This window comes from Streptomyces sp. SPB074 (assembly GCF_000154905.1).
GTDB lineage: Bacteria > Actinomycetota > Actinomycetes > Streptomycetales > Streptomycetaceae > Streptomyces.
In genome coordinates, this window is sequence record NZ_GG770539.1 from 2126792 (window position 1) to 2129031 (window position 2240).

Annotated in this window: 2 protein-coding genes; both read right to left on the reverse strand. The window is 72.5% G+C overall.

Features of this window, described 5'->3' with window-relative positions; genetic code table 11:
- Positions 1–22: 22 nt before the first annotated feature.
- Positions 23–772: a TIGR00730 family Rossman fold protein gene (locus SSBG_RS08505; RefSeq protein WP_007822408.1), complete on the reverse strand. Its 750-nt coding sequence runs from the start codon at positions 770–772 to the stop codon at positions 23–25.
- Between the two features lie 317 nt (positions 773–1089).
- Positions 1090–2190: a succinyl-diaminopimelate desuccinylase gene (gene dapE / locus SSBG_RS08515; protein ID WP_008745786.1), complete on the reverse strand. Its 1101-nt coding sequence runs from the start codon at positions 2188–2190 to the stop codon at positions 1090–1092.
- Between the last annotated feature and the right edge of the window lie 50 nt (positions 2191–2240).

Consider the following 2240-nt stretch of genomic DNA (forward strand, 5'->3'; position numbering starts at 1 on the left):
CGGACGCCCCGCCCCGGCTGTTTCAGACCCCCGCTTCCTTCGTCACGAGCGCCACGGCCTCGTCCACGTCGTCCGTCAGGTGGAAGAGGTCGAGGTCGCCCGGGTTGGCCTTGCCCTCGGCGATGAGGGTGTCCCGGAGCCAGTCGACGAGGCCGCCCCAGTACGCCGTGCCGAAGAGGACGATCGGGAAGCGGGTGACCTTCTGGGTCTGGACGAGGGTCAGCGCCTCGAAGAGTTCGTCCAGCGTGCCGAAGCCGCCGGGGAGGACGACGAACCCTCTCGCGTACTTGACGAACATCACCTTCCTCACGAAGAAGTAGCGGAAGTTCACCGCGATGTCGACGTACTTGTTGACCCCTTGCTCGAAGGGAAGCTCGATGCCCAGGCCGACCGACGTTCCCTGCGCCTCCCAGGCGCCCCGGTTCGCCGCCTCCATCGCACCGGGACCGCCCCCGGTGATCACCGCGTAACCGGCCTCCGTGAGGGCGCGGCCGAGGCGGACCCCGAGCGCGTACTCCGGTGAGTCGGGGCTCGTCCGGGCGGATCCGAAGACACTGATGGCCGGGGGGAGTTCGGCGAGCGCGCCGAAACCGTCGACGAGCTCGGACTGCATCCGCATGACTCGCCAGGGGTCCGTGTGCACCCAGTCCGTGTCACCGCGCGAGTCGAGCAGCCGCTGGTCCGTCGTCCCGGGCTGCACCTGGTCGCGCCTGCGTACCACCGGTCCCAGACGCTGTTCCTCCACCGGGCCGTTCGATTCGAGACTGGCCATCGCGCTCCCCTCTCATTCGTGCGTCCGGACAGCGTAGGACCTCCGGCGTGGCCTGCGGCGCAAGCGGAGATGAGCAGGGAGTGGTGGCGGCGCGAAGGAGCGGAATCCGGCCGCCCGCACACCCCCCGCCCCGAGGCCCGCAGGGCCGAGCAGCGTCGGCAGAGCCGAAGGGAGCGCGACGGTGTCGAGGCGCCCGTCGCGCGCAGGTCGCGAGGAACGAGCGACCGAGCACGTCGGGTGACTCGACACCGGCACCGGCGCTCCCGGAGGCGAAGCCGACGCAAAAAAAAGGGGGCAAAGCCGACGCAAAAGAGAGTTCAGCTCGTGAGCCAGGCGCGCAGGCGTTCCTCGGCCGCCAGGACGTGGCGGATCTCGACGTTCTCCTCGCGCTTGTGGGCGAGCAGCGGGTTGCCCGGACCGTAGTTGACGGCCGGGATGCCGAGGGCGCTGAAGCGGGCCACGTCGGTCCAGCCGAACTTGGGGCGCGGCGTGCCGCCGACGGCTTCGAGGAACGCGGCGGCGGCCGGGTGGGTCAGGCCGGGGCGCGCGGCGGGACTGTGGTCGTCCACGACGAAGTCCGTGACGCCGCAGCCGGCGAAAACCTCCTCGACGTGCGCGAGCGCCTCGTCGCCCGAGAGGTCGGGGGCGTAGCGGTAGTTGACGGTGACGACGCACGCGTCCGGGATGACGTTCCCCGCGACACCGCCCTCGATCCGGACGGCGTTGAGCCCCTCGCGGTACTCCAGTCCGTCCACGAGCGGGCGGCGCGGCTCGTACGCGGCGAGGCGGTCCAGGATCGGCGCGGCGGCGTGGATCGCGTTGGAGCCCATCCAGGAGCGCGCCGAGTGGGCGCGTTCGCCGCGCGTGTGGAGGTGGACGCGCAGGGTGCCCTGGCAGCCGCCCTCGACCTCGCCGTCCGAGGGTTCGAGCAGGACGGCGAAGTCGCCCGTGAGCCAGTCGGGGTGGGCGCTCGCGAGGTGGCCGAGGCCGTTGCGGTCGGCGGCGACCTCCTCGTTGTCGTAGAAGACGAAGGTCAGGTCGCGGTTCGGGGCGGGGAGGGTCGCGGCGAGGCGGAGCTGTACGGCGACGCCCGCCTTCATGTCGCTGGTGCCGCAGCCCCACAGGAGGCCGTCCGCGTCGAGCCGGGAGGGCACGTTGTCCGCGATCGGGACCGTGTCGATGTGACCGGCGAGCACGACGCGTTCGGGGCGGCCGAGCGTGGTGCGGGCCACGATGTTGTTGCCGTGGCGGTCGACCGTGAGGTGCGGCAGCGGGCGCAGCGCCGCCTCGATCGCGTCGGCCAGCGCCTCCTCCGCACCGCTGACGGAGGGGAAGTCCACGAGGGCGGCCGTCAGGGCCCCCGCGTCGAGCCCGAGGTCGAGCGCGGGCGGGGCGAGGGGGGCGGTGGTGTCACGCATGGGGCGAGCCTAACGCGGCCCCCCGGCACGGCCCCGGGCCGCTCCGGGCC